The 9,692-nt window shown below is 43.2% G+C and carries 7 protein-coding genes and 2 pseudogenes; 3 read left to right on the top strand and 6 right to left on the bottom strand.

The features are described from left to right. Positions 1–56 precede the first annotated feature (56 nt). The 6 genes and pseudogenes from EI161_RS11905 to EI161_RS11880 all read right to left on the bottom strand — a co-directional run. Positions 57–893 carry a PQQ-dependent sugar dehydrogenase gene (locus EI161_RS11905; protein WP_225735367.1) on the bottom strand — a complete coding sequence of 279 codons (837 nt, stop codon included), beginning with the start codon at positions 891–893 and terminating at the stop codon, positions 57–59. A 148-nt stretch (positions 894–1,041) separates the two neighbouring features. Further along, positions 1,042–3,639, bottom strand: a complete 2,598-nt coding sequence (gene clpB / locus EI161_RS11900; RefSeq protein ID WP_192524349.1) for an ATP-dependent chaperone ClpB — start codon at positions 3,637–3,639, stop codon at positions 1,042–1,044. A gap of 518 nt (positions 3,640–4,157) precedes the next feature. Then, a complete protein-coding gene (locus tag EI161_RS11895; protein ID WP_192524350.1) occupies positions 4,158–4,727 on the bottom strand; it encodes a L,D-transpeptidase family protein in 570 nt (189 codons plus the stop codon). A 132-nt stretch (positions 4,728–4,859) separates the two neighbouring features. Next, positions 4,860–5,639 (bottom strand): SDR family NAD(P)-dependent oxidoreductase, encoded by a 780-nt coding sequence (locus tag EI161_RS11890; RefSeq protein WP_192524351.1) that lies wholly within the window; start codon positions 5,637–5,639, stop codon positions 4,860–4,862. Positions 5,640–5,702: 63 nt separating this feature from the next. After that, positions 5,703–7,397 carry an AMP-binding protein gene (locus tag EI161_RS11885; protein ID WP_192524850.1) on the bottom strand — a complete coding sequence of 565 codons (1,695 nt, stop codon included), beginning with the start codon at positions 7,395–7,397 and terminating at the stop codon, positions 5,703–5,705. 176 nt (positions 7,398–7,573) lie between these two features. Beyond that, positions 7,574–8,170, bottom strand: a pseudogene (locus EI161_RS11880) (DNA topoisomerase IB); the annotation flags it as partial. A 75-nt stretch (positions 8,171–8,245) separates the two neighbouring features. Between EI161_RS11880 and EI161_RS11875 the strand changes: the two are divergent. The 3 genes and pseudogenes from EI161_RS11875 to EI161_RS11865 form a co-directional block, all read left to right on the top strand. Beyond that, complete coding sequence (locus EI161_RS11875; RefSeq protein WP_192524849.1) at positions 8,246–8,599, top strand: IS630 transposase-related protein; 354 nt, start codon at positions 8,246–8,248, stop codon at positions 8,597–8,599. Then, positions 8,526–9,092 carry an IS630 family transposase gene (locus EI161_RS11870; protein ID WP_192529648.1) on the top strand — a complete coding sequence of 189 codons (567 nt, stop codon included), beginning with the start codon at positions 8,526–8,528 and terminating at the stop codon, positions 9,090–9,092. The genes EI161_RS11875 and EI161_RS11870 overlap by 74 nt, the downstream gene beginning before the upstream one ends. Positions 9,093–9,185: 93 nt before the next feature. Then, positions 9,186–9,692: pseudogene (locus EI161_RS11865) on the top strand (transposase); the annotation flags it as partial.

Genomic DNA, 9,692 nt, shown 5'->3' with positions numbered 1-9,692 from the left:
TTTCTCTAAGAAGCTCGATAATCACTTCAAAGTGTTTGATATGGTGTTCTTTTACGTCAATTATGGCTACGTCTAATGCCAGCATACTTTTTAGAACACCACCCATTGTTTTTATCCATAAATGGATTATCGGCTGGCACAGTACCGTCAGGTTTTAACCTGATTATTTTACCCAAGTTGACACTCATATCTTGCGCTGGGGTTTTTTCTTGGCGCTCACCTGAGCTGATATATAGATACCTTCCATCAGGTGAGAATAGCAATCGATGGCTGTAATGACCCTGTCCTTTCATCTTTGGTGTTTGCTGCCAAATGGGCCTAATGGCTTGCAAGCTTGGTTGACCAACGTCCAAACCTGACAGTTTGGCTTTGATGACTTTAGCACCGAATTTACGACTGTCAGGTCCTGTACCAGCTTCGACGTAGCTAAGATATATATTATTAGACGTTGCGAAATCTGGCGCCAGAATAACATCGCCAAGACCACCCTGCCCGCCATAAGCCACTTTGGGCACACCAGTGATGGCTGTCTTATTACCTGTTGCTGCATCGACGACAAATAACTCTCCTGTCTTTTGAGTCACAAGCAGTTTTAACGACTCATCACCTTCTCTAGGAAGTGCAGTCATCGCCCAAGGCTCATTAAAAGTGGCAACTGTTTTGGTGGTAAAGGTAGGTTTCTCAGCATGTAAAAACTCATTGACGACCGAATTTTCTGCTTCTTGATATTTTGCCAAATCGCCATTGGTGTCAATGACTGACTGGTCAGAGCAAGCAGCCGTGCTAAACAACAATGACATTGCTGCTAATAATGGTGCCACGTGTTTTTTCAATATTTTATTTTTAGCGTTCTGAGCGGTATGCCTATCTATCGCCATTTTTATAATTGTCATACTAGCCATCCTTGTGTGCTTTTTTATAATATAACAAGGACTTTATCTATTCTGGTACAGGTTATGTTTGTCTATAGAAAAACCCCTTATCTGCTAAGGCAAATAAGGGGTTCAATGTAACGTTTAAAATAATAGCTAAAGTTTACTATTAGCTCATTCTAAGCTTATCAAAGGTTAGTTTATCATCAGCGCCAACATCGACTTTGATGATATCGCCAGCGACAAAGTCACCTGCTAGTAGCTTTAATGACAATGGGTTTTCAATCTCTTGCTGGATAGCACGTTTTAGCGGACGCGCACCATATACTGGATCATAACCGACCGCTACCAGTTTGTTCATCGCCTCAGATGACAGCTCGATATCCATCTCACGCTCTTGGATACGCTGACGTAAACGATCCAATTGAATATCGGCAATACCTGCCATTTGCGACATACCAAGCGGATGGAATACCACAATCTCATCAATACGGTTAACGAACTCTGGACGGAAATGCTGTCCAACTGAATCCATCACCTCAGCCTTGATATCCTCGTAACTTTCGCCGACCATCTCTTGAATCTTATGCGAACCTAAATTACTGGTCATGATAATAACGGTGTTTTTAAAGTCTACTACGCGACCTTGCGAATCCGTCAAACGACCATCGTCTAATACTTGCAATAAGATATTGAACACATCAGGATGCGCTTTCTCAACTTCATCAAACAGTAGCACGCTATAAGGCTTACGACGTACTGCTTCGGTCAAAGTACCGCCTTCTTCATAACCGACATAGCCTGGAGGCGCGCCCACCAAACGGCTGACGCTGTGCTTCTCCATATATTCACTCATGTCGATACGCACAATGGCGTCTTCACTATCAAACAAGAAGTTTGCCAGTGATTTGGTCAGCTCTGTTTTACCCACACCCGTAGGTCCTAAAAACAAGAACGAACCTGAAGGGCGGTTGGGGTCAGACAAGCCAGCGCGACTACGGCGTACAGCATTTGCCACGGCTTCGACCGCTTCGTCTTGACCGATGACGCGCTCATGGAGTTTTTCTTCCATCGCCAGCATTTTGTCACGCTCGCCTTGCATCATTTTACTGACCGGAATACCGGTCGCTGCGGCAACAACTTCGGCAATTTCATTATCGGTTACTTTATTACGTAGCAGCTTTATACCGCTATCTTCACCGCTCTGCTCTTTTTGCTCTGCCAGATCAGATTCATGAATACGGCGCTCTAGCTGCGGGATGGTCTCATATTGCAGCTTACTCATGGTTTCATAGTCGCCTTCGCGGCTGGCTTTATCATAAGCAATACGCGCTTTATCTAGCTCGTCTTTTAACTGCTGACTGCCTTTGACCAAAGCTTTTTCTGCTTGCCAAATCTCATTGAGATCTGCGTATTCTTTCTCTAATTCTTCGATTTGGCTATCAAGCACCTTACGCTCTGCTTGCGCGCCAGCATCTTCTTCGTTTTTGAGCACTTCGCGCTGCATTTTAAGTTGAATCAAACGGCTATCAAGCTTTCCTAACGATTCAGGCTTACTGTCCATTTCCATACGCAAGCGACTGGCTGCTTCATCAATTAAATCAATCGCCTTATCAGGCAATTTGCGATCAGTAATATAACGATGACTCATCCGCGCCGCCGCAATAATCGCACTGTCTTGGATATCGACACCGTGATGCAGCTCATAACGCTCTTTGAGCCCACGTAATATCGCAATGGTATCTTCGACCGTCGGTTCATCGACCAATACTTTTTGGAAACGACGCTCAAGCGCAGCATCTTTTTCGATAAATTGGCGATACTCATCCAATGTCGTCGCACCAACGCAGTGCAGCTCACCGCGAGCAAGCGCAGGTTTGAGCATATTACCGGCATCCATCGCCCCTTCCGATTTACCCGCACCGACCATGGTGTGCAGCTCATCGATAAATAAGATGACGTTACCTTCTTGCTTGGCTAAATCGCTCAGTACGCTTTTGAGCCGCTCTTCAAACTCACCGCGGAATTTTGCCCCTGCAATAAGCGCACCCAAGTCTAACGACAGCACTTCTTTACGGCGTAGACCTTCTGGCACATCACCGTTGATAATTTTTTGCGCCAAGCCTTCGACGATAGCGGTTTTACCCACACCTGGCTCACCGATGAGCACCGGATTATTTTTGGTACGACGCGACAACACTTGAATGGTACGGCGAATCTCTTCATCACGACCAATCACCGGATCAAGCTTGCCAAGTTCCGCCTGTTCAGTCAGGTTAATGGTATATTTATTCAACGCATCACGCTGATCTTCCGCATTTTGATTATTCACGGTGTCATCACCACGCAACTGCTCAATCACCGCTTTTAATTTGGTCGCGGTCACACCAGCACTTTCAAATATCTTTTTGGTTTCACCTTGCTCAGCAAGTGCTAATATCACCCATTCGGTGGCGATAAAATCATCGCCTTCTTTTTGTGCTTGACGATCTGCCAAGTTCAAAATTTTAACCGAGTTTGGATTTAGATTGACATCACCTGTCGGCTCGCTAATCGTCGCTTGATTGTCTAATGCTTTTGCCACGCCATTTTTCAACGCTGGAATAGACGCGCCCGCTTGCTGACAGATAGACAGGTTGGATTCATCTTGCAGTAATATCGCAAGCAAATGCACCGGATCGATACCGGTATGGTCACGACCTAGTGCCAGACTTTGTGCTTCTTGAATCGCTGATTGCAACTTTTGGGTAAATTTTTCGAACCTCATATTTGTGTCCTCTTATAATTTGCTTATATAACTAAGCCTATATAACTAAGTAATAGCTGCGGTTTTTTATAAGTATTTAACGTTACCGCAAGCTTTTGGTTGTTATCTATATAGGGTTTATTGAGTAATATTTCAATATCAATTTAACTGTGGTCAATAATAGCTAGTGTCTGATTGAAGTAAGCCAATATGAGCAAAAGCCCATGATAAATAACACTTTTACATTAAACCTTACTATTAACAATGATATCGACTATAAAGTCTTAATAGGCACATTAGGCAAGTATTTCAAGAGAATAAATGAAAGAAATATGAGGGTTTAAGAAAGAGGAACGGGGGTTAAAAAACAAGATAAGTATAGACAGGGTATAGCCAGTCCTAAATAAAAGTATTATAACGCACTACTGGGATAGATTTTTTTCTTGCTTGCTGTGCCTGCGCTAACAGAGGCTACGAATAATTAATCCCAATAGCGCTGTACTATTTTAAAATGAATCTAGGGGCTGTATAAAGACCATTTACTCAACAATCTCAATAGGGGTACCAACCTTGACGGCTGCCATGATTTCATCCATCTCATCATTGGTAACCGCCATACAGCCTGCCGTCCAATCGCGTTGTTGGTTAAGCATTGCTAATGCACCAAAACCATTTTTTTGTCCATGAATCATAATCGCACCACCTGGGCTCACACCGCGTGATTTCGCCTTAGCCTTATCTACAGCATTGGGATAACTGACGTGCATAGAACGATAATATTGAGATTTTTCGTTTTTATAATCGAGTGTATACGACCCTATCGGTGTACGCTGATCGCCTTCTTGTTGCTTATGTCCAATCGGACTACCACCGAGTGCAATATGGTAAGACTTAATCACTTTGTCACCGCTCATTAACTGCAGACGACGCTCTGATTTATCGACAAAGACTTTATCGATAATGTCTTCATTGGGAATGGGCTGCGGATATTTCGCGGCATCCTTAGCAGCAGCGATAGCACTCGTGCCGATAATAGTAGCAAAACTAAGCCCTATCACGATAAACAACCAACTTGAATACTTACTAGAATTTGGGCGAAAAAATGACATAGACTTTAATCCTTATAATCAACGCGTAATAGCAATGAGTCATAATATATCAAAGCACTATGCCATGTTTGGTGGCTCAACTCTGTGCAAAAGTTATGGATAAGATAAAAATGAGTTCTGACAGTTGCTAAACTAAACCATACGAATAGCCCCATCAAGACGAATAACTTCACCATTTAAATAGGCATTATCAATGATATGCATGACCAGTTTGGCAAATTCATTGGGATTGCCCAAACGTTTAGGATAAGGAACGCCTGCCTCTAGCTGTTCGCGCGCTTTTTCTGGGATAGTCTCCATCATCGGAGTAGCAAAAACCCCCGGTGCAATCGTCATTACCCGAACACCATGGCGCGCCAGCTCACGAGCCAGTGGTAAAGTCAGACCGACCACGCCCGCTTTCGATGAAGCATAACTGGCTTGCCCTACTTGCCCATCAAAAGCAGCAATAGAGGCCGTGTTGATAATAATTCCGTTATCAGCATTGGCTTCATCTGATGGTTTAGCAGCCACACGCTTAGCGATACTGGCTGCGACCAGACGCGCGACATTGAAAGAGCCGACGAGGTTAATATTGACCCCACGGCTAAAATCATCAAGATCGGCTGGATTGTTTTCACGGTCTAAGAGCTTTTGTACCACCGCAATACCAGCACAGTTAATCGACCCTTGCAGACCACCAAACTCTTTTTCAGCCATAACGACAGCTGCTTGTACATCATCGCCACTGGTGATATCACAGCGTGCAAAACGGACATTGTCACCAAGCTCAGCAACCAATGCTTGCCCTGCTGACTCGTTAAGGTCAGCGATAACGGCTTTGCCACCTTTAGCGACAATAGCGCGAACCACTGCCTCACCCAAACCTGACGCTCCGCCAGTAACCAAAAAGCTGTATTGTTCAATTTGCATAACTATTCCTTGGTATTATTATTTAACTGTCTAATTTGTTATCTGATTAATAATTTGATGTATTTAAGAAGCGGATAAACTTCTCAGTAAAAAGCGCTGAATCTTACCACTTGGCGTCTTTGGCAACTCAGACACAAACTCAACTTCACGCGGATAAGCATGGGCCGATAGACGTTTACGTACCAAGTCCTTAATCTCCTTCGCAATCTCTTCAGTTCCTTCGATACCGCTCTTCAACACCACATAAGATTTGATGGTATGACCACGCACTTCATCAGGTATACCGACGGCGGCTGACTCTGCAACGGCATCGTGTTCGAGCACCGTGTTTTCAACATCGGTTGGACCCACGCGATAACCAGCAGTAGTAATGATGTCGTCATCACGCCCTGAGAACCAGTAACTGCCATCACTATGACGTTCGACCACATCGCCGGTTAAATAGTAATCATCAACGAACGCTTGTTTTTCATTCCAGCTATAACCTCGGAAATAAAACGCCGGCGATTGACTGACCACCACTGCCAACTGCCCTTGCTCACCATCTGGCAATACATTCATATCATCATCTAATACCACCAGCGTATGCCCTGGTAGTGGCATACCCATCGATCCAACTGGGCATTTATGTGCCAGCGCATGATGCTCACAGCAAGTCATACCGGTTTCTGTCTGCCCATACTGATCGCAGACTTGGCAGCCCAAATTATTTTCGACCCAGCTTACCACTTCGGTATTCAGTGTCTCTCCTGCCGAGTTAGCGCAGCGTAAAGACAATGCATGGTCATCATTTGCGGACGATGCATCAAAAACGCCACTCGACTTCATCATACGAAATGCCGTTGGTGAAGAGGCTAAGTTGGTAATCTTGTGACGTACCATAAAGTCACGAGTATTCTGAGCATCAAAACTCGCTTCATTAAAATAAGTGGTGACGCCCAATAATAAAGGACCTGTGATCGCATAATACAAACCATACGCCCAGCCTGGATCGGCCATATTCCAGTAATGATCATCCTCGCGTAAGTCAATGGCATAGCGCATATATAAATAAAAGGCTGATAAAGCGGCTAATGGTACGCTGACACCTTTTGCCTTACCTACTGTGCCTGAGGTAAACATCTGTAAAAATGGCGCATCAGTATTCAAAGTAACCGCTTCTATGGTTTGCGGCTGCCCTGCTATCATTTCAGCATAGCTATCATCCCCCCAGCTTTGCGCATCTACTTTATTGCCTACCAATACCATTTTGGTTTGCTCAGCTAGATCTTTAAACTTGTCACGATTCTCTTGATTGGTAAAGACCACCTTGGTATTGGCTTTGTCCATGCGGTACTTAATAGAGTCATAGCCAAAAGCCGTAAATAACGGTTGATATACCGCGCCAATCCGCCAAATTGCTAATACAATGGTTAATAATTCGGGAGTACGCGGCAACATAGTCGCTACTTGGTCGCCTACTTTTACGCCATAAGATTGTAGTAAGTTGGCTACTTGCGCACTGGCTTTATCCAGCTCAGCAAAGCTCATCCGCGTCACATTGCCATTAGTATCTTCATGCACTAACGCAAGCTTATCCGCGCGGCCGTCACGCACATGGCGACCGCAGCATGCCATATAGGCATTTAAACGATCGTCTAAATGCTCGCCAAAGATTTCTGTCAATAACGCATTGATATCAAAATTATTATAATAATCGCTATAGCTCGTTAGCGTGCTTGCAGTATGCGTAGTCGTATTTGAAACTGAGGTGTTCATAAGCTAATCCTTTAGCAATGTTAAGTAAGTGATAGAAAACATGCCATATAGACAAAACGGACATATCCTATAGACCATTTCCTATCCTAATATTCAAGATAGTCTATTAGTAACGTACTTTTCTACTTATTTCAATACATAACGTATCATTATTTAATGACTAACGGATATAAACTTTACTGCAAGGCATTCAAAAACCCAAGTAACGCCTTCTCCTCACAGCTTTGGTGTTTTTTGGTGCGACCACGCCGCGCTTGTTTATAAGTGTCAAAAAACTTTCCTGCCAAAAACCACTCAATAATCATAGGATTGATATAAGAAGCACGGCAGACAGCAGGCGTATTGCCAAGCTCCTCTGCGACTTCTTTGACCATATCAATGACCAACTGCTGGCGCTCAGGGCTGTTAGACTCACTGGTTAATATCGCATTGCCAACTGACGTTTGCAACTCGTCATAAAGATAACTGGCAGCCAACACACTGGCCATCCATGTGCGAAAATCCTTTGCACTGTATAAATTTCCGCTATACACTTCACTTTCGCAATCAGTAGCGCAAGTATGCTGACGTATGTAATCATTGATATCGGCGCTATCAATCACTTGCTTATCGCCATTGTCATCCAAGTATTTGAAAATCTGATAACCAGGTAGTTCAGAACAGGCTTGTACTATCTCAATCAAACGCTCATCTTGCAGCTCTATATGATGTGCTTTGGCACTTTTACCGACAAAATCAAACGCCAAGCCCGTATTTGTCTCACTCACATGTTTACTGCGTAACGTATAGTCAGTCTTTTATAAATAAGATACAATCGTTTTAAAATAAGCGAAATGGTATAAGAATATATGACTTATTCAGCAGACTTCCGAGCGCAAGTGATCAAAAGTGTTAAAAATAAAGACATGAGTATTCGTGAAGCGTGTACTTTCTACAATATTAGTAAAACCGCATTACAGCGCTGGCTGAAAAACCCAAGTATCAAACAAACTCGGAATAAACCACCCAGTAAAATACCGAATGACACGCTATTAAAAGATGTTGAACAGTATCCAGACGATTATATGTACGAGAGAGCACAGCGTTTAAATTGTAGCAAATCAGGTATTGAGATTGCCTTAAAGCGCCTTGGTATCAGCAAAAAAAAAGACCTTAGAACATCCAAAAGCATGTCCAATCAAAAGAGCGGAATATCAAAGTAAGCTTGATCGCTTTATGAAGCAAGGCTATCCCATTGTATTTATGGATGAGAGTGGCTTTGAGGCTGAAACCATTCGCCCTCATGGCTATGCACCAATAGGAAAACCTTGCATTGATCGCTACAACTGGCAAGCAAAAAAGCGTACTAATGTCATTGGTGCTCTTTATGAAAAGATGCTGTTTGCCCTGGATTACTTTGAGCAGAATATCAATAGCCGTATATTCTATGACTGGTGCAAGTTCACGCTTATTCCAAGCCTTAAAACGAAGTGTGTGATCGTTATGGATAATGCTCGTTTTCATAAGAATAAGCGTATTCAAAAACTGTTAAACAGGCATGGTCATCGTATTCTTTGGCTGCCACCCTACGGTCCTGATCTAAATCCCATTGAAAAGAAGTGGGCACAAGCTAAGTTTCTACGCCAAGGATGGATGGAGAATAATCTACCTAAACTGTTTCGTGATATGGGATGTATCTCTTTTATTCTGGATTGACTATACTCAAACCGTAGCTTTTATTGAGTTAGGACTTACGCAAAACCAGAGATATATTGCCAACCTAAAGCATAGCGTAGTACCATAATAGTCATGAAGAAGCCTAAAGTAACCCGACTAGATTATTGCCAGTATCTCATGGTGAGCCAAATAAACTACACCATCACCAACTATGCTGATCATCATCCTGAGAACATCAGTCATGACCGTATCAACCGTTATATTAAAGGTGACAAGCTCAAACCTCGTCTAGTATGGGAACAAGTTAAACAAGACATTGTCGCCGATGCTGAGGGTTACTTGCTCTTTGATGATACGGTATTAGACAAAGATCACAGTCATAAGATAGAACTGGTCAACCGCCAATATAGTGGCAATGCTAAACGATTAATTAAAGGCATTGGTCTTGTAAACTGCATCTACGTTAACCCGCATACCCAGCAGTATTGGGTTATTGACTACCGTATTTACGACAAAGCCATCGATGGTAAAACCAAGCTTGATCATTTAGAAGATATGTTACGACACACGATCGAGTACAAGCAATTGGTATTTAAAACGGTGCTTATGGACAGCTGGTATGCCACTAAAGATATCATG

Origin of the sequence: Psychrobacter sp. FME5, from assembly GCF_014861375.1 — a bacterium.
Taxonomy (GTDB): Bacteria; Pseudomonadota; Gammaproteobacteria; order Pseudomonadales; family Moraxellaceae; genus Psychrobacter.
The sequence above is the reverse complement of the archived record's forward strand: the minus strand, read 5'-3'. Positions and strand labels throughout refer to the sequence as shown.